Raw genomic sequence first — 25,652 nt, forward strand, 5'->3', positions numbered from 1 at the left:
CGGCGACCCGGCGCAGCACCGCTCACACACCGCCGCGGCCTGGGGAGTTCATTCCGCTGGAGCAACCGCGCGGCGCTCGTGACGAAGCAGCACGACCCCGTTGCCGAATTCCCGCGTCTCGGCCAGCCGGAGGCCGGTCCGGCCCGCCGAGGCAGGAAACAGGGGCCTGCCCCGGCCGATGAGGACCGGATGGACGTAGACGCGGTACTCGTCGACCAGGTCGAGCCGCATGAAGGTCGCGGCGAGATCGGCGCCCCCGAGACACAGGTCCCCGCCGGGCTGCGCCTTCAGCGTCCTGATCTCCTCCGCGTCGACCTCCCGCCTGATCGTGGCGTTCCGGCCGGCGTGTTCCAGGGTCCGGGAGAACACGATCTTGGGCGTCTCCCGCCAGATACCGGCGAACTCCGCCTCGGTCTCGGTGGCGGAGGGGTCGGAGTCGGCGGTCGGCCAGAAATCCTCCATGAGCTGATAGGTCACCCGGCCTTCGAGGAAGGCACCCATGCCCCTGAGCAGCTCGTTGAAGTGACGGTGCAGTTCGTCGTCGACCAGGTGCCAGTCGATCTCGCGGCCCGGCCCCTCCATGAAGCCGTCGAGGGACACCGAGGCCATCAGGACGATCTTCCTCATCGCAATCCTCTTCCGCCGCAGACGTCGCGCCGCGCGGTTGCCCGGCGCCAGAACAGTTGACGCCCCGGCCGCGCGCCTGGCAACGAGTGACACGCATCGCGGACGGGGGCGGGCAAGGTCAGTAGTGGCCCGTCCTGCCGTCCAGGAGCTCCCTGATGGCGTCCAGGTGTCCCGCATGCCGGGCGGTCTCCTCGATCATGTGGAACATGATCCAGCGCAGGCTGGCGCCCGACGCATCGAAGTCCGGATGCCGTCCCACATCGTCGAGCGACTGCGCCGCGAAGATCTCGTTCGACACCGCGACCTGCCGGTCGTAGTCGTCCAGGAGCTCCGCGAGCGGGACGCCTTCGACCCTCATGTCGGCGTCCTCGGGTTCGTCGAACACCGGCCCCACGGCCGGGCGTCCGAGCAGGACGACCTCGAACCAGAGGTGCTCGGCCCAGCGGAGGTGTGACATGACACCCGCAATCGTCATGAGCGGCGAGGACGGCAGGACGGGGCGATGCGCGTCCGCCTCCGAGAGTTCCTCGCACTTCCAGCGGGCGGTCGCGCGTTGCGTGTCGAGCCAGCCGACGAGCTGGGTCCGCTCGTCCGCTGCGTGGGCGGGGCGCTTGCGGGAGGGATACGAGGAGAGGTACGGAGAGGGCGACATGGGCGTCGAAGCTACCCGAGGCGATGTCACACTTCACAGCGCATATCGGCGATGTCACACCTCACGACGCACACCGGCCGGTGCGATATCCAACTCCCCCTCCACCCGGGCGCGTCGCCCTGATACCTTGGCCGACATGTTCCTCTCCCGTGCGTAGGACCCCGTACCGACCGCACCCCTCGCTTCCGACGGGTGCGGCGCTCCGGTGTCCCCGCATGCCCGCAGCGCCCTCTGCCGCGCTGCCCTCACGAGGAACGTATCGATGCTTTCGCCAGCACCCGTGCCTTCGCGCACGCCTTCGTACGCCACCGTCCTGCGTACCCCTCACGCCGCCCGCACCTTCGGTGCCGCTCTGCTGGGGCGGCTCTCGTACGGGATGGTCTCGCTCTCTCTGATGCTGGCGGTGAACGCGAGCGTCGGCTCGTACTCCGTCGCCGGTGCCGTCATGGCGCTCTTCGGGGCGACCAGTGTCTTCCTCTCCCCCGCCCGTGCCGCGCTGATCGACCGGCACGGGCCGCGCCGGGTCCTGCCACCGCTGGCCGGCGTCTACGCGGTACTGCTCGCCGCCCTCGCGTACGCCACCTGGCGGCCGGGGGCCCCGGCGCTCCTGCTGGCGGCGCTCGCCGCCGCCGCGGGGGCCTTCTCACCGCCTCTGGGGCCGGTGATGCGGACCCTGTGGAGCGGTCTCGTCGCCGACCGGGAGCTGTTGCGGCGCGCCTACAGCCTGGACGGTGTCGCCGAGGAACTCCTCTTCGTCTCCGGTCCGTTGCTGGTGGGGGTGGTGGTGAAGTTCGCCTCGCCCGCGGCCGGGATCGCGGCCAGTGCCGCGCTGATCCTCGTGGGCACGCTGGCGCTGGTGTCGTCACCGGCGGTACGCGCTGCGGGCGTGGCGCCGTCGGACGACAAGGCCGCCGGACCGGACGACCCGCCGGCCGGGCGGCGGCTGCTCGGCGTCATCGGGCTGCGGCACGCGGTGCTGGTGACGGCCTCCGTGGGGTTGTGCCTGGGGGGCCTGGATCTGCTGGTGGTGGCATTCGCCGAGCAGCGCCACCAGGGCACGGGGGCCGTGTCGTGGGTGCTGGCCGCGCTCTCGGCCGGAAGCGCGGTCGGGGGACTCGCCTACGGCGCCGTCTCCTGGCGGGCGTCGAACCGGGCGCGGCTGCCGCTGCTGGCCGCCGGACTGGGCGCCGCCGTGGCCGGGGCCGGGCTGTCGCCCGGTGTGTACGTGCTGGCCGCGCTCGCCGCGGTGGCCGGGCTGTTCGTCGCGCCCGCGCTGACCACCGCGTACCTCATCGCGGACGAGTCCGTGGGCGCGGGCAGCCGCACACAGGCCGGTGCCTGGGTGAACACCGCGGTCAACGCCGGGTCGTCGGTGGGTGCCGCGGCGGTGGGTCTGCTGGTGGACCGGCTGCCGCCGGCCGTCTGCTTCGCGGTGGCGGCGGTGCCCGCGCTGTTGTGTGCGGCCGTGGTGGCGCGCGGATCGGCGGCCCGAGGAGCGGTGGCGCGCGAAGCGGTCAGCCGCTCGTGACCGTGGAGGTGCGCACACCGGGTCCGTCCGGTGTGCGCCACTCCTCCCAGACCGCGGCCAGGTCCGCCTCGATCGCCGGCGCCACCGTGTCCAGCAGCCGTACCTGAGCCCCCGGCCCCGCCAGGTCCATGCGGTACGGGTGGGGCCGGCCGGCCGGGGCGGCGCCGAGGGCGGTGACCGAGCCGATGATGCGGTTGGGGCCCAGGATGCCGGGGAGTTCACGCAGGTCCGGGTCCATGAGATCCAGGTCCTCGACCAGCAGCTCGCAGCCGTCGTACGTGGCGTGCGTCATCGCCCGGACACCGCCGCCCCGCTCTCCGGAGCGCCCCAGGACCAGGGTGTCGCGCCACAGCATCCGGGCCCCGGCCGCCAGCGCGACCGCCATCGAGCGCTCGACCGCGGCGCCCCTGGAGATCACGAACGGCCGTGCGTCCCAGCACAGTTCACCGCCCTCCGCGATGTCCACCCGGGCCCGCCAGCTCGACCTGCCGCCTCGATGGTCGTACGCGACCAGGCCGGACGGCTCGACCAGTTCCAGCCGGGCGCCGGGGCCGACCGAGATGTCCAGCAGCAGATCGTCGCCCGCCAGCAGGCCCGCCCGGGTGCCGACCAGGGCGATCCGCAGCCGGTCGGGGGACGGCAGCAGGGGGCGGGGGGCGAGGAAGGCGCCCGGACGCAGTTCGCGGGCGATGTGGCGGCCCGAGCCGTCGCGCTCCACGGCGACGACGGTGGGCTCGGCGGAATCCGCGGTCACGAGCCGTCGTGGCTGTGGTTGTGACTGTGGGGTGCCATCGGGCCCGGGTCGGTGGGGACGTGGGTGCCTGATCGGTGGCGTACGAGCAAATCCCTTACCCAGTCGGCGAGTTCGGCCACGGACACCGGGTCGTGCTTGGAGAGCGCGAGGACCGGCAGACCGTCGCGGGCGTGCGACGCGTCGGAGACCATCGCGGCCACGTCGACCTCCACATGGGGCGCGAGGTCGGTCTTGTTGATGATCAGGAGGTCGGCGCCGGTGATGCCGGGGCCACCCTTGCGGGCGACGTCGCCGCCGCCCGCGACATCGATGCAGAACAGCTGGGCGTCGGCGAGGGCCGGGCTGAAGGTGGCGGTCAGGTTGTCGCCGCCGCTCTCGACGAGTACCAGGTCGAGCGGCCCGTACGCCTCCTCCAGGTCCTCGACGGCGTCGAGGTTGGCGCTGACGTCGTCCCGGATCGCGGTGTGCGGGCAGGCGCCCGTCTCGACGGCCCGGATGCGTTCGGTGGGCAGCACCCCGGCCGACCGGAGGAAGCGGGCGTCCTCGTCGGTGTAGATGTCGTTGGTGACGACGGCCATGGCGAGTTCACCGGCCAGCTCGCGGCAGAGGGTGGCGAGGATCGAGCTCTTGCCGGTGCCGACCGGGCCCGCGACGCCGAGGCGCAGGGCGCGCGGCCGGTGTGTGTGCTCCTGGGTGTGCCCGTCGGGCGTTGCGTCGAGGTGCAGGTCAAGGTGCTGGTCAGGGTGCTGGTCAGGCAAGGAAGAGTCTCCGTTCTCGTTGTGCGTGTTCGAGCGCCCACTGTTCGGTGAGCGGGGGCGTACGGGCGGGCAGTCCGGCCGGGGTCCGTACCGCGAGGGCCTCGGCCACCGCGGCCGCCGCGTGCGGCTCGGCGTCGAGGATCCAGGCGACCGAGTCCAGCGGGTCGCCGGGCAGCAGCTTGAGCGCCGCCGAGGTGATGGTCTGGAGTTCGTCGTAGACGACGCCCCGCGCCAGCTCCTGTGGCGACACCTCCATGACGGCCCCGAGTGCGCCGAGGGCCACCGGCCGCAGCGGGCGGGGGCGGATCCCGGTCAGGGCGGTGACCGCCGGGTGGCCGGGGGCCAGCCTGCGCGCCAGGCGCTGCACGCCGCGGCCGAGCGTCGCCGATGCCTCGCGCAGGGGTGCGGCCGGGGTCCGGGCGGTGAGCGCCTGTTGTACGGGGCCGTAGTCCACCGGGTCCTGCCCGGCGGCCCGCAGGGCGAGTACGGCGGCGGCTGCCTCGGTGACGGCCGCGGTGTGCAGCCGGGCCCGCAGCAGGGCGGGGATCCGGTCCCGGGTGAGGCCTGCCGCGACGGCCGGTTCGAGTCCCGCGCTGTAGGTGTACGCGCCGACCGGGAGCCGTCCGTCGCCGAGCAGCAGATGCGCCAGGCCGGCCATCAGAACATGGAGTACCGCTGGGCCAGCGGCAGTTCGGTGGCGGGCGCGGGCTCCACGAGTTCTCCGTCGATCCGGATGGCGAAGGTCTCCGGGTCGACGTCGATGTCCGGGAGCGCCGTGTTGTTCGGCAGGTCCGCCTTGGTGAGGTGGCGGGTGGGACGTACGGCGACCAACTCCCGTACCAGGCCAAGTCGTTCGGCAAGTCCGTCGGCCAGGGCCGCGGGGGCGACGAAGCTGACCGAGAGGTGCGGGGCGGCTTCGGCGGCGGCGGTGGGGCGCATGAGGACGGGCTGGGTGGTGGGGATCGCGGCGTTGGCGTCGCCGAGCGGCGCGTACACCACCATGCCGCCCTTGATGACGGCGGCGGGGCGGATGCCGAAGAAGGCGGGGTCCCACAGCACCAGGTCGGCGAGCTTGCCCGGTTCGACGGAGCCGACGACATGGTCGATGCCGTGGGCGACCGCCGGGCAGATCGTGTACTTGGCGACGTAGCGGCGGGCGCGTTCGTTGTCGGCGGGCAGTTCGCTGCCGCGGTCCCCGAAGCGCTGCTTCATGGTGTGCGCGACCTGCCAGGTGCGGCAGATGACCTCACCGATGCGGCCCATGGCCTGGGCGTCCGAGGAGGTGATGGAGAGTGCGCCGATGTCGTGCAGGACGTCCTCGGCGGCGATGGTGGTGGCTCGGATGCGGGACTCCGCGAAGGCGAGGTCCTCGGGTACGCGCGGGTTGAGGTGGTGGCAGACCATCAGCATGTCGAGGTGTTCGGCGACGGTGTTGACGGTGTGCGGGAGTGTGGGGTTGGTGGACGCCGGGAGGATGTTGGGGTGGGAGGCGACGGTGATGATGTCGGGTGCGTGGCCGCCGCCCGCGCCCTCGGCGTGGAAGACGTGGATGCCGCGTCCGGCGATGGCGTCGAGGGTGCCTTCGACGTAGCCGGCCTCGTTGAGGCTGTCGGCGTGCAGGGCGACCTGGAGGCCGTAGGCGTCGGCCGCCTTCAGTGCCGCGTCGATGGCGGCGGGGGTGGCGCCCCAGTCCTCGTGGACCTTGTAGCCGCCCGCGCCGCCGAGTGCCGCCTCGCGCAGCGCCTCCTCGCCGACGGTGGAGCCCTTGCCGAACAGCATGATGTTGAGCGGGACCCGGTCCAGGGACCGGTGCATCATCGCCAGGTTCCAGGCGCCCGGGGTGACCGTGGTGGCCTTGGAGCCCTCGGTGGCGCCGGTGCCGCCGCCGATGACGGTGGTGGTGCCGGTGGCGAGGGCCTCGTGCAGGGTCTCCGGCATGAGGAAGTGGACGTGGGTGTCGATGGCCCCGGCGGTGAGGATGCGGCCTTCGCCGGAGACCACGTCAGTGCCGGGTCCGATGACCAGGTCGGGGTGGACGCCGTCGCTGATGTCGGGGTTGCCGGAGCGGCCGAGCGCGACGATGCGGCCGGCCCGGACGCCGACGTCGGTCTTGACGATGCCCCAGTGGTCGAGGACGACGACATTGGTGATGACGAGGTCGAGGGCGCCGTCGGCGCGTGCGGCGGTGGACTGGGCCATGGATTCGCGGATGGACTTGCCGCCGCCGAACACGGCCTCGTCGCCGCCGAAGCAGCGGTCCTCCTCGACCTCGATCCAGAGGTCGGTGTCGGCGAGGCGGACGCGGTCGCCGGTGGTGGGGCCGTAGAGCGACGCGTAGGCGTCACGGGTCATTCGTGCCATGTCACATGCCATCCGTTCGCGCGGCCCGGGTGCCGTCCGTTCGCGCCGCCTCCGGGTCGCCCGTTCGCGCGGCCCGGGTGCCCGGTACGACGATGCCGGGCACCTTCCGGCGGCCTCCCAGCTCGACGAGGGTGACCTCGGCGCCGACTCCGGGCTCGAAACGCAGAGAAGTACCGGAAGGAATATCGAGCCGGAATCCTTCGGTCAGGGACCGGTCGAAAGAAAGCGCCGGATTCGCGTCGGGGAAATGCAGATGCGAGCCGATTTGAATGGGGCGGTCGCCGTCATTCACCACAGTCACATGCAATTGCGTACGGGTGTCATTGATTTTCAGTTCGCCGGCCCCGGTCCGGATCTCGCCCGGGATCACGGGATCGGCGAGGTGATCGTGACGAGCTTGCGCCCGTCCGGGAAGGTCGCCTCGACCTGGACGTCATGCAGCATCTCGGGAACACCTTCCAGCACGTCAGCGCGGGTGAGGACGCTCCGCCCCTCGGCCATCAGGTCGCTGACACGGGCACCCTCGCGGGCGCGTTCCATGGCCCAGCAGGAGAGCAGCGCGACGGCCTCGGGGTAGTTGAGCCGAACGCCGCGGTCCCGCCTGTCACGAGCGACCATTCCGGCGACGCTCAGCAGCAATTTCTCCGTGTCGGACGGAGTGAGAAACATGGGAAAACCTCCGTGGCGGCAGCCCCCGGAATTCCCGGAATCACCTTTGCCACGTTCCTCTTATAAGCCTCCCGACCACGCCGTGGCAACTTGCAGCGCTCCGCGATAAGTCCCTTTCTGCCCTTATCGACCACCATATACGGGCAAAGTAGACAAATTTTATCCATCAAGAAACAGTAAAGTGAGGCGGCCGTACACCCCCGGCAGGGGGTGTACGGCCGCCTCAAGAGCAAAGCTCAGCAGGTCACTTCAGACCGAAGGCCCGGATGATCTCCTGGTCGATGCCCAGCCCGTCGGCCGCCTCGGCGTGCGCCTTGAGCGAGACGAACGAGCCGGCCTTCTTCGGGGTCTTGAACCGGGCGCTCCAGGAGCCGGCCGCGTCCTTGCGGAGCTGCACCGCCTCCCAGCTCTCCCCGTCGTCGTAGCTGACCGACAGCGAGGCCCCGGTGGCCTTGACCGCCCCGTCCAGCCACTCCTGCGTACCGGAGGAGAGCCCGACCTCGGTCCACTGACCGGCCTTGACGTCACCGGCGAGGTCGGTGTTCACCCGGTAGTCCAGCTGGAGCATCGGGATGTCGGCCTGGAACGGGCCGTTCTCGTCCATGGCACCCGAGACGAAGTTCCACTCGGTGTGAGTGCGGGTGGACGTCCGCCACACGTCGCCGTCCCGGGCGGAGTCGAGCACGAAGCGGTACGGCAGCTTCTCCGGCGAGACGTCCCAGGCGAAGCCCGCCCGGCCCGCGACCTTCTTGATCAGCTTGTCGCCCTGGTAGAAGGCCGTGGTGGTGGTGTCGTACTCGTCGTCCGGCATGGCGCCCGAGTGGCCCGCGCCGGAGTCCGTCCACGGGGTGAAGTTGAACTGGATGTCGTTGTAGACGGACCGGAACGGACCCCAGTAGCCGGTGCCCAGACGCGGGCGGGTGACCGGCGCGAACCATTCGGCCGGGTAGGTGCGGCCCGCTGTGTAGTCGAGATCGCCGCTGCGCATCTCCTGCGCGGTACCGCTCTCGTCGGCGTTGAGGACCGAGTGGTTCTCGTACCAGAAGGAGGCGCCCGGAAGCGGGGTGACCCACTCCTCGCGGGTACCGGGGAACTTCTCGTACTCCTCGAAGCCGATGCCCGGGCCGTAGTCCGGGATGTCGTAGCGGTAGCCGCCGCCGAGCACGTCCTTGTGGCCGTAGAAGGTGTTCTCCACCTTCGCCAGCTGACGGGCCGACGGCGCGTACTCCAGCGAGCGGTCCGGGACGACGCCGTCGTGGCGGTCGACCAGGTCGTACACGTAGCGGGCGAACTTCCGCTGCGTGACCGTCACCTTCGAGCCCTGCCGGGCCACGTCGATCAGCTTCTCGCCCGCGAGGCGCTGGACCGAGGCGACCGGGACGGCGGTCTTGGTTCCGTAGGGGGCGTACGACTCCATCGCGACGCCGTCGCCGTCGTTGACGACGAAGAGCGCCTCGGCGCCCGCGGCCACCGCGTTGGCGGCCCGGTCCTCGGGAGCGACCGCGTCGCTGCGGCGGATGACGACCGCCTTGCCCTTGACGTCCAGGCCCTTGTAGTCGGCCGCGGCGCCGTTGCCCGCGAAGACGGCGGTGAGCTTCTGCGTGCCGCTCTCCGCGACCGGTGCACCGCCCTGCGCGGTCACCGGGACATCACGGCCGCCGGCGGTCAGATCGATCAGCTTCTCGCCCTGCCGCCAGCGGGTCAGGAACGAGAAGCTGCCCTGGGTGACCTTCTTGGTGGGGCTCGCCCACAGCTCGTCGTACGTCAACGGGATCTGGTACGCGTCGCGCAGGACGGTGCCGTCCGGTGCGGTACGTGCCATGTCATATCGCAGCTGCCGGGTCTCGGTCTCCTTCGGTGTCCGCGCACTGACCTTGCGGGCCTTGGAGGTGTCGAGGGTGACCGTGGAGGCCTTGTCCAGGATGATCTCGGGCGCCGCGAGGAAGGCGACGGCCTTGGAGTCCGCGCGGTCACCGGCGACGTCGGCGGCCGCCCACGCGGTGTAGTTCCCCGGCGGGAGCCGGAGCGTGTTCTCGCCCGACACCTGGACGACGCCCAGGTTCGGGTCGCCGAGCGCACCGAGGACGACCAGGCCGTCCATCGGCTTGCCCGCACGGTCGCGGAGCTTCAGCGTCAGGTCGTACAGCTCCTGCTCCTTGTTCAGGGCGAAGCCGGTGTGGGCGACGGTGGTGCCCGCCGCGTCCTTGGCGACGACCTGGCCGGAGAACTGGGTGTTGCTCGCGACCTTCGACGGGTCCAGCGAGAGCACGGCCTCGGCGGTGGAGCCGGCCGGGACGGTCAGCTGCTTCGTCGAGAGAGTGTAGGCGTCGGCGTCCGTGTCCGTGGCCAGGTCGAGCGTGACGTCCTTCGCCCCCGTGTTGCGGTAGGTGATGGTCCGCTCGGCGACCGGGTCGGACGGCGAGTGCGGCCAGTCGTACGAGGCGACCGCGACGGAGCCGGTGGCCTCGATCGTGGTGTCGACCGCCGCCTTCACGTCGAGCCGGCCGGTGCCTTGCTGGTACGGGGTGTAGTCCGGGAGCTCCTTGGACGAGCTCATCAGCGCGTCCTTGATCCGCTGGCCGGACCAGTCGGGGTGACGCTGCTTCAGAATCGCGACCGCGCCCGCGACATGCGGGGTCGCCATCGACGTACCGGACATCGACTGGTACATGCCGTCGATGCCGGGGACCGCCTGCGAGGCGGCCGCGTTGATGTTCACGCCCGGTGCGGAGAGGTCGGGCTTCAGGCCGTAGGACCTGACCAGCGGGCCCATCGAGGAGAAGGACGCGCGGTTGTCCTGCTTGTCGACGGCGGCGATGGTGAGCGCCTTCTGAGCCGACCCGGGCGAGCCGATGGTGCCCTCGCCGTAGGAGTTGCCCGCGGCGATCACGAACAGCGGACCGCCGTCGGCGGAGAGGGCGTCGACCGCCTGCGACATCGGGTCGGAGCCGTCGTCCGGGATGCTGGAGCCGAGGCTCATCGAGACGACGTCGGCGCCTTCGGCCTTCGCCCACTCCATGGCCTCGATGATGCCGGAGTCGGCACCGGAGCCCTCGTCGCTGAGCACCTTGCCGATGATCAGGTCCGCGCCCGGGGCGACGCCCTTGTTGACGCCTTCGGAGGCGGCGCCGGAGCCCGCGATCGTGGAGGCGACGTGCGTGCCGTGGCCGTTCCGGTCGACGACCTCCTCGCCCGGTACGAAGCTCTTGGTCTCCAGGATGCGGTCCTTGACGTCCGGGTGCGTGGCGTCGATGCCGGTGTCCAGGACGGCGACCTTGGAACCCTTGCCGTCGTATCCCTCGGCCCAGGCCTGCGGAGCGTTGACCTGGGGCACGGAGTCCTTGAGCGACGCCTCCGCCCGGCCGTCGAGCCAGAGCTTGGCGATGCCGGCGTCCAGCGAACGGGCCTCGGGGGCGCCGGTGATGCCGTTCCAGAAGGTGCGGGCGGTGTCCTTGCCGGCCTTCAGCGCGGCGCCGTGGATGCTCTCCAGGGTGCGGACCTTCTTGGCGCCACGCGGGGCGGCGGGCAGCGAACGGCTCTTGCCCGCCGGGTAGGTGGCGATCAGCGGGATGCCGCCCGAGCTCCGGTCGTCGTACCCCATCTTGGCGAGGGCGGTCACATTGAACAGCCGGCGGTCCAGCTTCCCGGCCGCGAGCAGCGAGGAGGCCTCGTCGGGCAGTACGTAGATGTCGTCGCCGGCCTGCTGGACATGCACCCCGCCGGTCGCGCCGTCGGGGCGGTCCACGGTGACGGTGTCCTGCTTGCCGGCCCCGTCGGTGTAGTGCACGACATCGCCCGTGAGCAGGGTGATGTCGTACTCCTTGACGGGAGCGGCGGCCTGGTGGTCGGTGGGCCCGGGCCGGCCCGGGGCGGCGGAGGCAAAGCCCGTCGCGGGAAGCAGTGCGCCGCTCACCAGGGCGACCGAGGTCGCTATGAGCAGGGCCCTGCGTCCCGCACGAGCGGGTCTCGCCCGGCCGGAGGCGGAGGAGGGAGTGAATGTCATGCAGATGATCTACCTGCAAAACCGTGGCTACGGTTGAGTTCACACCTGGCGTGAAGCCGCCGTGGCGGCATTCCGCCCGCAGCGGTCACGGCCCGGGGACCGCTTCAGGCCACGGATGTGATCACGGCTGTCGGCGGCTCGCCCGCCTCGCGATGGATCGGGGTGTGCGCGCCCTTGAGCGGTACACCGCTGCCGCCGCGCCGGTCGGCGACGATCTCCGCGGCGATCGACAGCGCGGTCTCCTCGGGGGTGCGGGCTCCGAGGTCGAGGCCGATCGGCGAGTGCAGCCTGGCCAGTTCCAGCTCTGTCACACCGACCTCGCGCAGCCGGTCGTTGCGCTCGAGATGGGTGCGGCGCGAGCCCATCGCCCCGACATAGGCGACCGGCAGCTTCAACGCCCTTGCCAGCAGCGGGACATCGAACTTGGCGTCATGCGTGAGGACGCACAGGACGGTGCGGGCGTCGACCTCGGTCGCCGCGAGATAGCGGTGCGGCCAGTCGACGACCAGTTCGTCGGCCTCGGGGAAGCGGGCCTTCGTGGCGAAGACCGGGCGGGCGTCGCACAATGTCACGTGGTACCCGAGGAACTTGCCCGCCCGGACCAGTGCCGAGGCGAAGTCGATGGCCCCGAAGACGATCATCCGGGGCGGCGGGACGCTCGATTCGACGAGCAGGGTGAGCGGCTGCCCGCAGCGCGAGCCGTCGGCGCCGATGGTGACGGAGCCGGTGCGGCCCGCGTCCAGCATGGCGCGGGCATCGTCCGCGGCGGTGCGGTCCAGCTCCGGGTGTCCGCCGAGCGCGCCCTCGTACGAGCCGTCGGGGTGGACCAGCAGGGGGCGGCCGAGGAGCTCCGCCGGCCCGTCGGTGATCCTGGCGAGCGCCGCCGCCGTCCCCCGTGCGGCGGCGGCGAGCGCGGCGGTGAACACCGCCCGTGCGGGGTCGTCCGCACGGACCGGTGTCACCAGGATCTCGATGACGCCGCCACAGGTCAGTCCGACCGCGAAGGCGTCCTCGTCGCTGTAGCCGAACCGCTCACGCACGGCGGCGCCGTCGTCCAGCGCCTGCTCGCACAGTTCGTAGACGGCGCCCTCCACACACCCGCCGGAGACCGAACCGATCACCGTGCCGTCGCGGTCGACGGCGAGCGCGGCTCCGGGCTGCCGGGGCGCGCTGCCGCCGACCGCCACGACGGTGGCCACGGCGAATTCGCGTCCCTGCCCGACCCACCGGTTGAGCTCTTCGGCGATGTCCAGCATGGCGGTTCTCTCCTTCTACGGGTGTGCGGAGGGGCGGACGGGACGGCGGGGCCGGCCCGGTGCGGACCGGCCCCGCGCGGACCGGCTCCGGTTCTACTTGGCGCCGATCCAGCTCTCGATCGGGCTGAGCGCGAAGTACACGACGAATACTGCAGTCAGTACCCACATGAAGGCGCCCACCTCACGGAACTTGCCCTGCGCCGCCTTGATCGCGGCGAAGGAGATCACTCCCGCGCCGACACCGGCGGTGATGGAGTAGGTGAACGGCATCAGTGCCACGGTCAGGAAGACCGGCACGGCGACGGCGCGGTCGCTCCAGTCGACGTGGCGGGCGTTCTGCATCATCATCGCGCCGATGACGACCAGTGCGGCGGCGGCGATCGGCCCCGGCACGATCTGGGCGAGCGGGGTGAAGAACAGCCCGGCGGCGAAGAGCAGACCGGTGACCACGGAGGACAGCCCGGTGCGGGCACCCTCGCCGACGCCGGTCGCCGACTCGATGAAGACGGTCTGCCCGGACGCCCCGGCGACGCCACCGATCGCGCCGCCCGCACCGTCGATGAACAGTGCCTTGGACAGGCCCGGCATCCGGCCCTTGCTGTCGGCGAGTCCGGCCTCGGTGCCGACGCCGATGATGGTCGCCATCGCGTCGAAGAAGCCGGCCAGCACCAGGGTGAAGACGATCATTCCCACGGTCATGGCGCCGATCTCGCCCCAGCCGCCGAACTCGACATGGCCGAAGAGCCCGAAGTCGGGCATCGAGACCGCGCTGCCCTGCAGTTCGGGTACGCTGCCGCCCCATGCCTTGGGGCTGATGTCGGTGACCGCGTTGACGATGACGGCGAGGACCGTGCCGACGACGATGCCGATCAGGATCGCGCCGGGCACATTGCGGGCCTGGAGCATGAAGATGAGCAGCAGGGTGACGCAGAAGAGCAGTACGGGCCAGCCGGTGAGCTGTCCGTCGGTGCCGAGTGTGACGGGGGCGCCCTTGCCGACGAAGCCGGCGTTGACCAGACCGATCAGCGCGATGAACAGGCCGATGCCGATGGTGATGCCGTGTTTCAGGGCCAGCGGTATCGCGTTCATGATGATCTCGCGCAGCCCGGTGACGACCAGCAGCACGATCACGGCGCCGTACATCACGCACATGCCCATGGCCTGCGGCCAGGTCATGTGGGGTGCCACCTGGGTGGCGAGGACGCCGGAGACGGAGAGTCCCGCGGCGAGGGCGAGGGGCACCTTGCCGATGAATCCCATCAGCAGGGTCGACACTGCGGCTGCCAGGGCGGTCGCCGTGATCAGCCCGGCGTGGCTGAGCCGGTGCTCCGCCGCGTCCGGCCCGGAAAGCAGGAGCGGGTTGAGCAGAAGGATGTAACACATCGACATGAACGTGGTGATGCCGCCGCGCACTTCGCGTGCGACGGTGGAGCCACGGTCGGAAATGTGGAAGTACCTGTCGAGCCAGGATCTTCCGGCGGGGACGCGCGAGCCTGAGCCCGCGTCCTCCGCACTGGTCCTGGGCTCCACTGACTGCTGGGTCATGATGCCTGACTCCCAAGGTTCACAGGGGCACCCGCGATGAAGAATCGAAATGCGGGATTTGGGATGACTGCGCTGGCGGCACGACCCGGGGGACGGCCCGAGACGAACTGTTCATGCAGAGTGGAATGTGACGTGTGACGTGGCACAGCGCCGTGACGTGCTACAGCGGTGTGATCCGCTACAGCGGTACAGCGGTGTGACGTGGTACATGTGCGGTGTCACCCGCACTGCTGGTGCTGCGGTACAACAGCACAGCGGTGCTGCGGTACTGCGGTTCTCCGGGCGGCGCGGGCGGCGCAAGTGTGACGTTCCTGGGAGGCACGCACCGCCCGGAGAGTTCTCGTGGAGCCGCGGCTCAGTTGCCGGTGAGGTGCTCGGGTCGTACCGGCGTCCGGTTGAGCTCCAGGCCCGTCGCGTTCCGGATCGCCGCGAGAACGGCCGGGGTCGACGAGAGGGTGGGGGCCTCACCGATGCCACGGAGCCCGTACGGGGCGTGGTCGTCGGCGAGTTCGAGGACATCGACCGGGATCGTCGGGGTGTCGAGGATGGTGGGGATCAGATAGTCCGTGAAGGACGGGTTGCGCACCTTCGCGGTCTTCGGGTCGACGATGATCTCCTCCATGACGGCGACGCCCAGGCCCTGGGTGGTACCGCCCTGGATCTGTCCTTCGACGGACAGCGGATTGAGGGCCTTGCCGACGTCCTGGGCGCAGGCCAGTTCGATGACCTTGACCAGGCCGAGTTCGGTGTCGACCTCCACGACCGCGCGGTGGGCGGCGAAGGAGTACTGGACGTGGCCGTTGCCCTGACCGGTACGGAGGTCGAACGCCTCGGTGGGCCGGTGACGCCACTCCAGCTCGATGTCGACCGCCTCGTCCTCCAGTACGTCGACCAGATCGGCCAGCACCTCGCCGCCGTCGGTGACGACCTTGCCGCTCTCCAGGAGCAGTTCGGCGGTGGCCCAGGCGGGATGGTACGTACCGAACTTGCGGCGGCCCATCTCCAGGACCTTCTCGCGGACGGCCTCGCAGGAGTGCTTCACTGCGCCGCCGGTGACATACGTCTGCCGGGAGGCGGAGGTGGAGCCGGCCGAGCCGACCTGGGTGTCGGCCGGGTGGATGGTGACCTGGGCGACGCCGAGTTCGGTACGGGCGATCTGGGCGTGGACGGTCACGCCGCCCTGCCCGACCTCGGCCATCGCGGTGTGCACGGTCGCGACAGGTTCGCCGCCGATGACCTCCATGCGCACCCGGGCGGTGGAGTAGTCGTCGAAGCCCTCGGAGAAGCCGACGTTCTTGAGGCCGACCGCGTAGCCGATGCCGCGTACGACGCCTTCGCCGTGGGTGGTGTTGGACAGTCCGCCGGGCAGGGCCCGTACATCGGCCTGCTCGCCGGCCACCTCCCACTGGCGCTCGGGCGGCAGCGGCCTGGCCTTGACCCGGCGCAGCAGCTCGGCGACCGGGGCGGGCGAGTCGACGACCTGTCCGGTCGGCAGGAGAGTGCCCTGCTCCATGGCGTTGAGCTGCCTGAACTCGACTGGGTCCATGGAGAGTTCGGCGGCGAGCTTGTCCATCTGGGCCTCGTAGGCGAAGCATGCCTGGACCGCGCCGAAGCCGCGCATGGCGCCGCACGGCGGATTGTTGGTGTAGAGCGCGATGGCCTCGATGTCGACGTCGTCGATGACGTAAGGGCCGACGCTGAGCGAGGAGGCGTTGCCGACGACGGCCGGAGAAGCGGAGGCGTAAGCTCCGCCGTCCAGTACGATGCGGCATTTCATATGGGTCAGCTTGCCGTCGCGGGTGGCGCCGTGCTCGTACCAGAGCTTGGCGGGGTGACGGTGCACATGCCCGAAGAAGGACTCGAACCGGTTGTAGACGATCTTGACCGGCTTGCCGGTGCGCAGGGCGAGCAGGCAGGCGTGGATCTGCATCGACAGGTCCTCGCGGCCGCCGAAGGCGCCGCCGACACCGGAGAGTGTCATGCGGACCTTGTCCTCGGGCAGGCCGAGGACGGGGGCGATCTGGCGCAGGTCGGAGTGCAGCCACTGGGTGGCGACGTACAGGTCGACGCCGCCGTCCTCGGCGGGCACGGCCAGACCGGACTCGGGGCCGAGGAAGGCCTGGTCCTGCATGCCGAAGACGTACTCCCCGCTCACGATGACATCGGCGCGGGCCGCCGCCGCGTCCGCGTCGCCGCGGACGATGGGCTGGCGGTGGACGATGTTCGGGTGCGGGACGTGCCCGGCGTGGTGGTCGTCGCGACCCTCGTGGACGAGGATCGCGTCGGGGGCGGTGGCGGACGCCTCGTCGGTGATGACGGGCAACTCGCGGTAGTCGATCTTGATCTTCGCGGCGGCGCGGCGGGCCGTCTCCGGGTGATCGGCGGCGACGAGCGCCACCGGTTCGCCGTGGTGACGGACCTTGCCGTGGGCGAGGACCGGGGTGTCCTGGATCTCGAGCCCGTAGTTCTTCACCGAGGTCGGCAGGTCGTCGTAGGTGAGTACGGCGTAGACGCCGGACGTGGCGAGCGCTTCCGAAGTGTCGATGGAGACGATCTCGGCGTGCGCGACCGTGGAGCGCAGCGTGTGGCCCCAGAGCATGTCCTCGTGCCACATGTCGGAGGAGTACGCGAACTCTCCGGTGACCTTGAGGATGCCGTCGGGGCGGAGCGTGGACTCGCCGATGCCGCCCCTGGTGCGGGTGCCCTGGTTGATGCTGGTGGGGTTTCCGGTTACGCCCATCGTCAGACCGTTTCTTCCGCGCGGGCGGCCGCGAGGCGGACCGCGTCGAGGATCTTCTCGTAGCCGGTGCAGCGGCAGAGGTTGCCGGAGAGGGCCTCGCGGATGTCCGCGTCGGACGGTTCCGGGTTGCGCTCCAGCAGTTCGTCGGCGGCGACCAACAGGCCGGGGGTGCAGAAGCCGCACTGGACGGCTCCGGCGTCGATGAACGCCTGCTGGATCGGGGAGAGTCGACCGGTTTCCCGGCTCTCCTCGCCGGACGGCTCCGCCTTCCACCGCCGGGCCTTGTCGAGCGCCGTGCCGCATGCGCCGGGGGCGCAACCGCTGCCGGGGTGCTGCTCGGAGCGGTGGGCGGCGAAGTCCGCGAGGCCCTCCACCGTGACGACCTCGCGGCCCTCCACCTGCCCGGCCGCGACCAGGCAGGAGCAGACCGGGACACCGTCGAGGCGGACCGTGCAGGAGCCGCACTCGCCCTGTTCGCAGGCGTTCTTCGAGCCGGGCAGGCCCATCCGTTCGCGCAGCACGTAGAGGAGGGATTCGCCCTCCCAGACGTCGTCCGCCTCGTGCCTGCGTCCGTTGACCGTGAAATTGACGCGCATGATCAGGCAGCTCCTTCGGTGCTGCGGCCGTTGCCGCGGTACGACTCCCAGGTCCAGCCGAGGGTCCGGCGGGCCATGATCCCGACCGCGTGCCGGCGGTAGCTCGCGGTGCCGCGCACGTCGTCGATCGGGTTGCAGGCGCCGGCGGCGAGCGCGGCGAACTGCTTGGCGACGGACGGCGTGATGATCTTGCGGCTGTCCCAGAACCCGCCCTCCTCCAGCGCGGCGCTCAGGAATTCCTCGGCCTCCTTCGCCCGTACGGGCGTGGGGGCGGCCGATCCGATTCCGGTGCGCACCGTGCGGGTCTCGGGGTGCAGGGCCAGGCCGAAGGCGCAGACGGCGATGACCATCGCGTTGCGGGTACCGACCTTGGAGAACTGCTGGGGCCCGTCGGCCTTCTTGATGTGCACGGCCCGGATCAGCTCGTCCGGTGCGAGGGCGTTGCGCTTGACGCCGGTGTAGAAGGCGTCGATCGGGATCATCCTGGTTCCGCGTACGGATTCGGCCTCGACCTCGGCGCCCGCGGCGAGCAGGGCCGGGTGGGCGTCACCGGCGGGCGAGGCGGTGCCCAGGTTGCCACCGACGCCGCCGCGGTTGCGGATCTGCGGCGAGGCGACGGTGTGCGAGGCGAGCGCCAGTCCGGGCAGTTCGGCCCGCAGGTGCTCCATGATGTGGCTGTACGGTACGGAGGCACCGAGCCGTACGTTCTCCTGGCCCACCTCCCACTCGGTCAGCTCTCCGATGCGGTTCAGGTCCAGGAGGTACTCGGGCCGCCGGTGGTCGAAGTTGATCTCGACCATCACATCGGTGCCACCCGCGATGGGCACAGCTGTCGGGTGCTCGGCCTTGGCGGCGAGCGCCTCCTCCCAGCCGGCGGGGCGAAGGAAGTCCATGAGTGGCTCTCTTCTTCTCAATCGGGTCGTTCACTGGGGGCGGGATGCGGCCGGCCCTCGACTGGTCGTTCCGGCGTTCATGTGTTGTTAACGCGGCGTGGGGCCTAGTACACAAGCCGTGCTCCACTCGGTGCAGTCACCGAAAACATGAAGGAGTTGGCTGGTCGATCTCTTCGTCTTGTAGATTCGAACGAATGGCGGGGAGCGGTGACCTCACCGCAATACCCAGTTTTCACCCGCACCAACGAAAGAGATCGGCGGCGACGAGATGCGGCTGCGCGCACTGCTGGAGACCGACGCGCTGGGCCTGCGGCTGCTCGGCGGCGAGGACGAGCTGGACCGCACGGTCCGCGGCGTGATGACCACCGACCTGCGGGATCCCAGCCGCTACCTGTCGGGCGGCGAGCTGGTCCTCACGGGTCTGGCCTGGCGCCGGGACGCGGCGGACTCGGAGCCGTTCGTACGGATCCTGGCAGGGGCCGGCGTCGCCGGGCTCGCGGCGGGCGAGGCGGAGCTGGGCGACATCCCCGGCGATCTGGTGGAGGCCTGTACGCGCCACCGGCTGCCGCTCTTCGCCGTCAATGAGACCGTTGCGTTCGCAACGATCACCGAGCATGTGGTGCGCCAGGTGTCCGGTGAGCGGGCGGGCGATCTGGCGGCGGTGGTGGACCGGCACCGCAGGCTGATGACCTCGGGCCCGGCGGGCGGCGGTCCCGAGGTGGTCCTGGATCTGCTCGGATCCGACCTCGACCTGCACGCCTGGGTGCTCTCCCCCACCGGGCGGCAGATCGCGGGCGCCGGTGAAACGTCACTGCCCGGACCGGTCGGCGCCGCGCTCGCGGGCCATCATCTGGCCGCCACCCGGACCGGCCGCCGCGCCCCGCACCGGGCCACGGTCGAAGGCACCACGTATTCGCTCTTCCCGATCCGGAACACCGGCCGCGGCGCCCTCCCGGCCTCCCGCGACGTCCGTGAGTCGGTGCTCTCGGACTGGCTGCTCGCGGTCGAGGCGGACGCGAGCGACTGGCCGCCGGCCCGCCTGGACCTGCTCCAGGGCGTCACCCAGCTGATCGCCGTCGAGCGGGACCGGCGCGACGCGGCCCGTACGGTACGCCGCAGGCTCGCCCAGGAGGTCCTGGAGCTGGTCCAGACGGGTGCCCCGCCGGCCGAGATAGCCGCCAGGCTGCGCGTCGCGGCCCCGGTGCTGCTGCCGGGCCTCGGGACGGCCCCGCACTGGCAGGTCGTGGTGGCGCGGGTCGAGTGGGGCGACACGGAGGGCCGGTCCGCCACCGGCACCCCGGCGGGCCCCGGCTCCTCCGGCTCCGACATCGCGGGCGGCCCGGTCGCCCAGGCGCTGCTGGAGGAGATCCTGGTCGACCCCGCGGTCACCGGCCCCGACACGGCGGACCGGATCGCGGTCGCCCATACGGGCGAGGAGGCCGTCGCCCTCGTGCCGCTGCCCGCCCTCGGCGCGCCCGCGCCGGACCGGGACGCCGAGCATGCCGAGGGGCCGGCGGACGGGGATGCGGCGCTCCATGCCGATGTACTGCTCGCCGCCGTCCGCGAACCGCTCTCCGCGGGCCTCGCCGACGACGGACGGCTGACCCTGGGGGTCAGCGCGGCCGTCCATTCGCCCGAGGGACTGCGCGGCGCGCTGGAGGAGGCCCGGCACGCCCGCCGGGTGGCGGCGGCCCGCCCCGGCCGGGTCTGCGCGGCCGGCCACCACGAGCTGGCCTCGCACGTGCTGCTGCTGCCGTTCGTACCGGACGACGTGCGCCGCGCGTTCACCGCACGTCTGCTCGATCCGCTGCGCGACTACGACCGGCGCCACCGCGCGGAGCTGATCCCGACGCTGGAGACGTTCCTGGACTGCGACGGTTCGTGGACCCGCTGCGCGGCCCGGCTCCACCTGCACGTCAACACGCTGCGCTACCGGGTCGGACGAATCGAGCAGTTGACGGGACGTGACCTTTCCCGGCTGGAGGACAAGCTCGATTTCTTCCTCGCCCTGCGTATGAGCTGATCTCCCGGCCCTGTCACGGCCGTTGGCGGCTCCGTTCGTTTGTGAAATCTTTCACCTGAGATTGAACGAACCCTTGGCCCGGCATGCGGATCCGTGCTGAGATGCCGCCAGACTCAACAGCTCGATGGCGCGCTCGGGGAGGGCAATGTGGCGCATACCGCCATGTCTGGTTCCGGAACGACAGCAGATGACGATCCGCCGCTCCAGACAGCGGTATGGCGGCTGCGGTCACGCGCCTGCTGGACGGACGCCGCCGCGCTGCTCGAACCCGGCGCCCACACCGATCCGGCCGCCGCGCTCCAGCGGACCGCCCTGCTGACCGAGCGGTGCCTGTACACCGGAAAGGGCTGGACCGACGCCGAGGACGCCCTGCGCACGGCGGAGGCGCTGGCCCACGACGACGCCGAACGCGGCGCGGCCGCCTGTGAACGCGGCCATCTGGCCTACGCGTCGACACTCCTTGGGGTACGCGACCGGGCCGACGAGGCCAGCGTCGCCCTGAGCCGGGCCGCCGCGCTGCTCGCCCCGTCCGCGCCGGGCCGTCCCCTGCTGGACTTCCGGCGGGGCCTGATCGCGCAGAACATCGCCGATTCGCCGCAGGCCGCCCGTGCCGCGTACCGCAGGGCCCACGCCGGGGCCACCGCCCAGGGCGACGCGCTGCTGCTCTCCTCCACCTGGCGCCACCTAGCCCTGCTGTCCCTGCGCGAGGGTGAAGTCGCGGAGGCCAGGCACGGCTTCGCGGAGTCCCTGCGGATCAGGGAGGAACTGGGCTACCTGATCGGTACGGCTCCGGCCCTCATCGCCCTCGCGGACTCCGAGCCGGAGCCGGAGCTCGCAACCCGGCTGCGCGCCGAGGCGGGCCGGCTGTTCCGGCTGCTCGGGGGCGTGCCGACGTGGCTCGCCCCCCATCTGGACCCGCCTCCCGCGGAGACGGTCGAGGCCAACTGAGGCCGACCGGCGATCGGAGGGCCGGCCTGGCGGGCGGCCGGTCCTCCGCCGGTCAGCCCTCGGCGCCGTTGAAGTGTTCCCGCACGAGCGACTGCACGACGGGCAGGTCCTGGGCGATCAGCGCGTCGAGCAGCGCGGTGTGTTCGCCGGCGTCGGCGAGGAGGTCGGCGCGGCGGGTGGCGGGGTTGCCCTCCAGCGGCCACTGGGAGCGGCGGTGCAGCTCATCGGCGACCTGCACCAGCTGCTCGTTCCCGCAGAGCGCGAGGACCGCGCCGTGGAAGGCCCGGTCGGACTCGGCGTAGCTCGCCCGGTCGCCCACGGCCGCGGCGGCCACCGTCGCGTCGGCCAGCGGGCGCAGGGCGCACCAGGTGCCGGGCGGGACGGTACGGGCCAGCCGCAGCATCACGGGGACCTCGATCAGGGCCCGCACCTCGGCCAGCTCGGCAAGCTGGCGCGGGCCGCGCTCGGACACCCGGAACCCTCGGTTCGGCACGACCTGGACGGCGCCCTCGATGGCCAGCTGCTGCATCGCCTCGCGCACCGGGGTGGCGGAGACCCCGAACCTGGTGCCCAGAGCCGGTGCCGAGTAGACCTGTCCCGGCTCCAGCCGGCCGTCGACCAGTGCGGCGCGCAGCGCCTCAAGGATCTGGCCGCGCACGGAGTGCCGCTGCACCGCCGCCCGCGGGGCGGGCGGCTCGCTGTGGGTGTGCTCGCCACGTGCCTGCTCGGGCACCCGGACGACCGCCGCCGGGGCGGTCGCGGGCACGGCGGTGTCGTACGCCTCACGCGCTCTGCCCTGCTCCACTCGGACCTCCTCGGCCTGCCGTGGGCGCGGCTCGCGTGCGCCATGCCCCTTGTGCACGATAGGCGCAGGAGACCGCAGTTCAAACATCGATCCGTTCGGGTAAGGTAAGGCTTACCTGCAAACGGTCGCGATTCGGTGGTCCCTGCATGACACTCCCCGCCCTGCTTCCCGGCACCACGGCGTCCGCTGTGACGGACGCGTACGCGCGCCTCGCCGAGGTCTTTCCCGGACTGCGCGCCCAGGTGCTCGCGGACGACGAGACCGCTCCCTGCGGTGCCGGCTGGGTGGGTGCGGACGAGCTAGCGGCGGGCGGCCAGGCACTGGACACCTTCCTCGACTGGGACCACGCCCAGGTGGTCCGGGACTACGGTCAGCAGCCCCGCCCCGACGTGGTCGCCAGTTTCGGGCTGCACCGCTACGCCTGGCCCGCCTGCCTGCTGGTGACGGTGCCTTGGTTCCTGCACCGGCGGGTGCCCCGGATCCCCGTCGAAGACGTGGCGTTCCAGCGGGCGCTGGGCCATCTGACGCTCCGGGTGCGGGAGTTCGCCTGCCTGCCGGACGATCCGGCCGCCGCACTGCCGGGCGCCCGCGTGGTGCCCGACGAGGCCGCGCTGCGGGCCGAGGTGCTCGCGGCGGTGGCCGACCACATCGGCCCGGTGCTCGACGGCTTCGGGCCCCGGATGCGGCGCGGCAGGCGCGCGCTGTGGGGCATGGCGACGGACGAGATCGTCGAGGGCCTCTGGTACATCGCCCATCTGCTCGATGAGGAGCAGCGGGCGATGAGCGAGCTGGAGGCGCTGCTGCCGGGCACCACGAAGCCGTACGTCGGCTCCGCGGGCTTCCGTGAACTGACCGGGCCGGACGGCGAGTCGCTGCCCACCCGCGACCGGGCGAGCTGCTGCCTCTTCTACACGCTGCGCCCCGAGGACACGTGCGTCACCTGCCCGCGTACCTGCGATGCCGACCGGGTACGGAAGCTGACGCCGACTCACTGATCAACACCATCAGGCGAGTAGTACAATTCGAACGCAACCTGTCGGCCGCGTACGGTCATTCGACCGGATCCCCGTCATCCGCACGCCGTGCCGACCCAATGGCGTTCTCTTGCCCCGAAACCCCCATGTGCATGTGGGGGTTTCGGCAATCATGGCGCCCGAAATGCCCTACGCAATGCAAGGGACCGCGCATGAGACTGACCGACATATCGCTGAATTGGCTGCTTCCGGGCGCCGTGCTGCTCGTGGGAGTCCTGGCGGCGGTGGCGGTGGTCGCACGCGGCAAGCGCGCCGCTGACACGTCCGCGGCCGACGACAGCTGGGAACGCAGCGAGGAGCGCCGCAGGCGCAAGGAGGCCTTGTACGCCACCGCCTCGTACGTCCTGCTGTTCTGCTGCGCGGCGGTCGCCGCCGCGCTCTCCTTCCATGGGCTCGTCGGCTTCGGCGAGCAGAACCTCGGCCTCTCCGGGGGCTGGGAGTACCTCGTCCCGTTCGGCCTCGACGGGGCGGCCATGTTCTGTTCCGTACTGGCGGTGCGCGAGGCCAGCCACGGGGACGCGGCGCTCGGCTCGCGCCTGCTCGTGTGGACGTTCGCCGGCGCCGCCGCCTGGTTCAACTGGGTGCACGCGCCGCGCGGGATCGACCACGCGGGCGCCCCGCACTTCTTCGCCGGGATGTCGCTCTCGGCGGCCGTGCTCTTCGACCGGGCACTGAAGCAGACCCGCCGGGCCGCGCTGCGCGAGCAGGGCCTGGTACCCCGCCCGCTGCCGCAGATCCGGATCGTACGGTGGCTGCGCGCCCCCCGGGAGACCTTCGGCGCCTGGTCGCTGATGCTGCTGGAAGGCGTACGCACCCTGGACGAGGCGGTCGACGAGGTACGTGAGGACAGGCGGGAGAAGGAGCAGAACCGTCTCCGCAGGAAGGACCAGGAGAAGCTGGACCGGGCCCACATCAAGGCGCTGAACCGGCAGAACCGGGCCTGGCGCCGGGTCGGCCGCGGCACCCAGGTGGATGTCCAGGCCCTCCCCGCCACGACGGGCACCGCACCGTCCGTCGTGGAGCCCGCCATATCCGGGCCGGGACAACTGCCTCTGCGCCCCCGGCCATCCCTGCAAGCCGTGGCGGGCCCGAGTACCGGCACCTCGGACCGGAGCCCGGATGATCCGGTCACCGTCGACCTCACCGCCGAGGACGACACCCAGGCGCTGCCCCGGCTCGACTCGCTGGAGCAGAAACTGAAAGATCTGGAGCAGCAGTTCGGCTGAAGCCGACGGCCCTGACGGCCCGGTCCCTTCCGGTCCGTCAGGGCCTTTCGCCGTCCAGTTCGAACCAGACGACCTTGCCCAGCGCATGGGCGGCGACCCCCCAGGCGTCCGCGAGACTCTGCACCAGGAACAGTCCCCGGCCATGCGTACCGTCGTCGGCGTTCGGTACGTACGACAGGGGCAGTCCGGACACGAAGTCCCGTACTTCCACCCGCAACTTGGCGGGAGCCACACTCGCCGTGACGACCGCGCCGTACCGGGTGTGGATCAGCGCGTTGGTCACCAGCTCACTGAGCAGGAGCTCCGCCACCTGGGCCGGTTCCTCCTTCCACCGGTAGCGCAGGAACTCCCTTAACGCACACCTGGCTTCGCCCACCGCCGCCAGATCGGTGTGGGCCAGTCTGCGATGCAGCCGGACCGGCTGCCGGTCCTGCGCCCCTTGTTCGTGCGAGGCCTCGCCGTTCATGGAATCGGCATCTCCCTGACGCTCCATCGTCTCCCCCGCCTGCACAGTGCATCGCCCCCTGCTCGTGGTCCGTCGTCCCGTTGTCGGCTTCTTCGCTGAACACGTTCACGGGATGCATGCCCCGCTGACGGGCCGCCACGCTTGTCGACTCATCAATAAGTGAACAGAGGACCGGTACCGGCCCGCAGACACCCGGACATCAGTCCGTCACATTTCCTGCCCCCGGGTTAACTTCCAAAAAATTCACATTGGTTGGCGTTGACGGGACCGTGTCTACGCGCGTCATCATGGGGGCTATGCGAATCCCCCCACGGATCACCACGCTCGGTGGCGCGGCCGCCCTCCTGTCCGTCCTCCTCGTCGGCGGCCCGGTCACCTCGGCCACCGCCTCGAGCCCGTCCACCGACTCGGTGGGCAGCATCTGCTACTCGGCGCTGCCCTCCCAGGCACACGACACCCTCGACCTGATCGATGCCGGCGGCCCGTTCCCGTACTCGCAGGACGGCGCCGTCTTCCAGAACCGTGAAGGCGTCCTGCCCGGCCAGAGCACCGGCTACTACCACGAGTACACGGTCATCACGCCCAACTCCCCGACCCGCGGTGCGCGTCGGGTCGTCACCGGCGAGCGGGCTCAGGAGGACTACTACACCAGCGACCACTACGCCACCTTCGACCTGATCGACCAGGGCTGCTGAAGCCCGGCCCCTCCGGACCGATCCGCGCCGTAGCCCCCCACCTGCGGCGCGGATCACGGACCGGAGCAGACAT

Annotated in this window: 22 protein-coding genes; 6 read left to right on the forward strand and 16 right to left on the reverse strand. The window is 71.2% G+C overall.

The features are described 5' to 3' along the window. Nucleotides 1–48 precede the first annotated feature (48 nt). Entirely contained in the window at nucleotides 49–627 is a 579-nt protein-coding gene (locus OG842_RS08110) for a dihydrofolate reductase family protein (protein WP_328512150.1), read from the reverse strand. Between the two features lie 118 nt (nucleotides 628–745). Beyond that, nucleotides 746–1,279, reverse strand: coding sequence for a DinB family protein (locus OG842_RS08115; protein WP_266728853.1), 534 nt, complete (start codon nucleotides 1,277–1,279; stop codon nucleotides 746–748). A gap of 262 nt (nucleotides 1,280–1,541) precedes the next feature. On the opposite strand from OG842_RS08115, the gene OG842_RS08120 reads away from it, so the two are divergent. Next, nucleotides 1,542–2,807 carry an MFS transporter gene (locus tag OG842_RS08120; RefSeq protein ID WP_328512151.1) on the forward strand — a complete coding sequence of 422 codons (1,266 nt, stop codon included), beginning with the start codon at nucleotides 1,542–1,544 and terminating at the stop codon, nucleotides 2,805–2,807. On the opposite strand, the gene OG842_RS08125 is transcribed toward OG842_RS08120, so the two are convergent. The 12 genes from OG842_RS08125 to OG842_RS08180 form a co-directional block, all read right to left on the reverse strand. After that, nucleotides 2,794–3,561 carry an urease accessory protein UreD gene (locus OG842_RS08125; protein ID WP_328512152.1) on the reverse strand — a complete coding sequence of 256 codons (768 nt, stop codon included), beginning with the start codon at nucleotides 3,559–3,561 and terminating at the stop codon, nucleotides 2,794–2,796. The genes OG842_RS08120 and OG842_RS08125 overlap by 14 nt on opposite strands. Beyond that, a complete protein-coding gene (gene ureG, locus OG842_RS08130; RefSeq protein WP_328512655.1) occupies nucleotides 3,558–4,286 on the reverse strand; it encodes an urease accessory protein UreG in 729 nt (242 codons plus the stop codon). Before ureG ends, OG842_RS08125 begins: the two co-directional genes overlap by 4 nt. 25 nt (nucleotides 4,287–4,311) lie before the next feature. Continuing rightward, complete coding sequence (locus OG842_RS08135; RefSeq protein ID WP_328512153.1) at nucleotides 4,312–4,977, reverse strand: urease accessory protein UreF; 666 nt, start codon at nucleotides 4,975–4,977, stop codon at nucleotides 4,312–4,314. Next, nucleotides 4,977–6,680, reverse strand: a complete 1,704-nt coding sequence (locus OG842_RS08140) for an urease subunit alpha (RefSeq protein ID WP_266728859.1) — start codon at nucleotides 6,678–6,680, stop codon at nucleotides 4,977–4,979. The genes OG842_RS08135 and OG842_RS08140 overlap by 1 nt, the downstream gene beginning before the upstream one ends. Before the next feature lies 1 nt (nucleotide 6,681). Next, nucleotides 6,682–7,050 (reverse strand): urease subunit beta, encoded by a 369-nt coding sequence (ureB, locus tag OG842_RS08145; RefSeq protein WP_266728861.1) that lies wholly within the window; start codon nucleotides 7,048–7,050, stop codon nucleotides 6,682–6,684. Then, the gene (locus tag OG842_RS08150; RefSeq protein WP_328512154.1) at nucleotides 7,047–7,349 is read right to left on the reverse strand and encodes an urease subunit gamma; all 303 of its coding nucleotides are present in this window, start codon (nucleotides 7,347–7,349) and stop codon (nucleotides 7,047–7,049) included. Before OG842_RS08150 ends, ureB begins: the two co-directional genes overlap by 4 nt. 244 nt (nucleotides 7,350–7,593) lie before the next feature. Next, on the reverse strand, nucleotides 7,594–11,352 hold the full coding sequence (locus OG842_RS08155; protein WP_328512155.1) for a S8 family serine peptidase: 3,759 nt from the start codon (nucleotides 11,350–11,352) through the stop codon (nucleotides 7,594–7,596). 104 nt (nucleotides 11,353–11,456) lie between these two features. Further along, the gene (locus OG842_RS08160; protein ID WP_266728866.1) at nucleotides 11,457–12,608 is read right to left on the reverse strand and encodes an XdhC family protein; all 1,152 of its coding nucleotides are present in this window, start codon (nucleotides 12,606–12,608) and stop codon (nucleotides 11,457–11,459) included. Nucleotides 12,609–12,701: 93 nt separating this feature from the next. Further along, entirely contained in the window at nucleotides 12,702–14,153 is a 1,452-nt protein-coding gene (locus tag OG842_RS08165) for an NCS2 family permease (protein ID WP_328512156.1), read from the reverse strand. Between the two features lie 355 nt (nucleotides 14,154–14,508). Further along, on the reverse strand, nucleotides 14,509–16,893 hold the full coding sequence (locus OG842_RS08170; protein WP_328512157.1) for a xanthine dehydrogenase family protein molybdopterin-binding subunit: 2,385 nt from the start codon (nucleotides 16,891–16,893) through the stop codon (nucleotides 14,509–14,511). A 2-nt stretch (nucleotides 16,894–16,895) separates the two neighbouring features. Next, a complete protein-coding gene (locus OG842_RS08175) occupies nucleotides 16,896–17,489 on the reverse strand; it encodes a (2Fe-2S)-binding protein (RefSeq protein WP_266728872.1) in 594 nt (197 codons plus the stop codon). A 2-nt stretch (nucleotides 17,490–17,491) separates the two neighbouring features. Further along, nucleotides 17,492–18,382, reverse strand: coding sequence for an FAD binding domain-containing protein (locus OG842_RS08180; RefSeq protein ID WP_266728874.1), 891 nt, complete (start codon nucleotides 18,380–18,382; stop codon nucleotides 17,492–17,494). A 268-nt stretch (nucleotides 18,383–18,650) separates the two neighbouring features. Between OG842_RS08180 and OG842_RS08185 the strand changes: the two genes are divergently transcribed. Together OG842_RS08185 and OG842_RS08190 are read left to right on the forward strand one after the other, a co-directional pair. Then, nucleotides 18,651–20,405, forward strand: coding sequence for a PucR family transcriptional regulator (locus tag OG842_RS08185; RefSeq protein WP_328512158.1), 1,755 nt, complete (start codon nucleotides 18,651–18,653; stop codon nucleotides 20,403–20,405). Nucleotides 20,406–20,567: 162 nt separating this feature from the next. Beyond that, nucleotides 20,568–21,353, forward strand: coding sequence for a hypothetical protein (locus OG842_RS08190; RefSeq protein ID WP_266728878.1), 786 nt, complete (start codon nucleotides 20,568–20,570; stop codon nucleotides 21,351–21,353). A 52-nt stretch (nucleotides 21,354–21,405) separates the two neighbouring features. Here the strand turns inward: OG842_RS08190 and OG842_RS08195 are convergent, their stop codons facing one another. Next, a complete protein-coding gene (locus OG842_RS08195) occupies nucleotides 21,406–22,158 on the reverse strand; it encodes a GntR family transcriptional regulator (protein ID WP_266728880.1) in 753 nt (250 codons plus the stop codon). A gap of 146 nt (nucleotides 22,159–22,304) precedes the next feature. Between OG842_RS08195 and OG842_RS08200 the strand changes: the two genes are divergently transcribed. Next, nucleotides 22,305–23,153 (forward strand): (2Fe-2S)-binding protein, encoded by an 849-nt coding sequence (locus tag OG842_RS08200; RefSeq protein ID WP_266728882.1) that lies wholly within the window; start codon nucleotides 22,305–22,307, stop codon nucleotides 23,151–23,153. 191 nt (nucleotides 23,154–23,344) lie between these two features. Continuing rightward, entirely contained in the window at nucleotides 23,345–24,418 is a 1,074-nt protein-coding gene (locus OG842_RS08205) for a DUF2637 domain-containing protein (RefSeq protein WP_266728884.1), read from the forward strand. A gap of 37 nt (nucleotides 24,419–24,455) precedes the next feature. Here the strand turns inward: OG842_RS08205 and OG842_RS08210 are convergent, their stop codons facing one another. Further along, nucleotides 24,456–24,818 carry an ATP-binding protein gene (locus OG842_RS08210; RefSeq protein ID WP_323185800.1) on the reverse strand — a complete coding sequence of 121 codons (363 nt, stop codon included), beginning with the start codon at nucleotides 24,816–24,818 and terminating at the stop codon, nucleotides 24,456–24,458. A gap of 362 nt (nucleotides 24,819–25,180) precedes the next feature. On the opposite strand from OG842_RS08210, the gene OG842_RS08215 reads away from it, so the two are divergent. After that, nucleotides 25,181–25,579, forward strand: coding sequence for a ribonuclease domain-containing protein (locus tag OG842_RS08215; RefSeq protein ID WP_328512159.1), 399 nt, complete (start codon nucleotides 25,181–25,183; stop codon nucleotides 25,577–25,579). Nucleotides 25,580–25,652 lie beyond the last annotated feature (73 nt).

Source organism: Streptomyces sp. NBC_00376 (assembly GCF_036077095.1).
Lineage (GTDB): Bacteria > Actinomycetota > Actinomycetes > Streptomycetales > Streptomycetaceae > Streptomyces.

Bases quoted from the DNA above. Each gene is read 5' to 3' on its own strand.
- OG842_RS08160 (WP_266728866.1), bottom strand. From the start codon at position 12,608: ATGCTGGACATCGCCGAAGAGCTCAACCGGTGGGTCGGGCAGGGACGC.
- OG842_RS08180 (WP_266728874.1), bottom strand. From the start codon at position 18,382: ATGGACTTCCTTCGCCCCGCCGGCTGGGAGGAGGCGCTCGCCGCCAAG.
- OG842_RS08175 (WP_266728872.1), bottom strand. From the start codon at position 17,489: ATGCGCGTCAATTTCACGGTCAACGGACGCAGGCACGAGGCGGACGAC.
- OG842_RS08150 (WP_328512154.1), bottom strand. From the start codon at position 7,349: ATGTTTCTCACTCCGTCCGACACGGAGAAATTGCTGCTGAGCGTCGCC.
- OG842_RS08155 (WP_328512155.1), bottom strand. From the start codon at position 11,352: ATGACATTCACTCCCTCCTCCGCCTCCGGCCGGGCGAGACCCGCTCGT.
- OG842_RS08135 (WP_328512153.1), bottom strand. From the start codon at position 4,977: ATGGCCGGCCTGGCGCATCTGCTGCTCGGCGACGGACGGCTCCCGGTC.
- OG842_RS08120 (WP_328512151.1), top strand. From the start codon at position 1,542: ATGCTTTCGCCAGCACCCGTGCCTTCGCGCACGCCTTCGTACGCCACC.
- OG842_RS08110 (WP_328512150.1), bottom strand. From the start codon at position 627: ATGAGGAAGATCGTCCTGATGGCCTCGGTGTCCCTCGACGGCTTCATG.
- OG842_RS08215 (WP_328512159.1), top strand. From the start codon at position 25,181: ATGCGAATCCCCCCACGGATCACCACGCTCGGTGGCGCGGCCGCCCTC.
- OG842_RS08190 (WP_266728878.1), top strand. From the start codon at position 20,568: ATGTCTGGTTCCGGAACGACAGCAGATGACGATCCGCCGCTCCAGACA.
- OG842_RS08165 (WP_328512156.1), bottom strand. From the start codon at position 14,153: ATGACCCAGCAGTCAGTGGAGCCCAGGACCAGTGCGGAGGACGCGGGC.
- OG842_RS08140 (WP_266728859.1), bottom strand. From the start codon at position 6,680: ATGGCACGAATGACCCGTGACGCCTACGCGTCGCTCTACGGCCCCACC.
- OG842_RS08185 (WP_328512158.1), top strand. From the start codon at position 18,651: ATGCGGCTGCGCGCACTGCTGGAGACCGACGCGCTGGGCCTGCGGCTG.
- OG842_RS08205 (WP_266728884.1), top strand. From the start codon at position 23,345: ATGAGACTGACCGACATATCGCTGAATTGGCTGCTTCCGGGCGCCGTG.
- OG842_RS08115 (WP_266728853.1), bottom strand. From the start codon at position 1,279: ATGTCGCCCTCTCCGTACCTCTCCTCGTATCCCTCCCGCAAGCGCCCC.
- OG842_RS08170 (WP_328512157.1), bottom strand. From the start codon at position 16,893: ATGGGCGTAACCGGAAACCCCACCAGCATCAACCAGGGCACCCGCACC.
- OG842_RS08200 (WP_266728882.1), top strand. From the start codon at position 22,305: ATGACACTCCCCGCCCTGCTTCCCGGCACCACGGCGTCCGCTGTGACG.